Raw genomic sequence first — 227 nt, forward strand, 5'->3', positions numbered from 1 at the left:
GGCGGTAGGGGGCGACGGTCGCGGCGAGGTCGAAGTCCGGTTCCGTACCGAGCGCGCGGGCCCACTGCTCGGCGGCGCGCGCGTGCGCGGGCGGCGCGTCCAGGAGCACGGCGGCGCCCCACTCGGGGTCGAAGGCGGCCTGCCCGGTGAGGACGAGCGGCACTTCACCGGCGGCGAGTGTGCGCACCAGGGTGGCGGCGCGCGCGGGCAGCGGGGAGACGACGAGG

1 pseudogene is annotated in these 227 nt (G+C 79.3%); it reads right to left on the reverse strand.

Going from position 1 to position 227, the window contains the following annotated elements:
• A pseudogene (locus tag G3I42_RS12905) lies at positions 1 to 227 on the reverse strand (ATP-binding protein); the annotation flags it as partial.

The sequence above is a fragment of the Streptomyces sp. SID11385 genome, assembly GCF_010548245.1.
Taxonomy (GTDB): Bacteria; Actinomycetota; Actinomycetes; order Streptomycetales; family Streptomycetaceae; genus Streptomyces.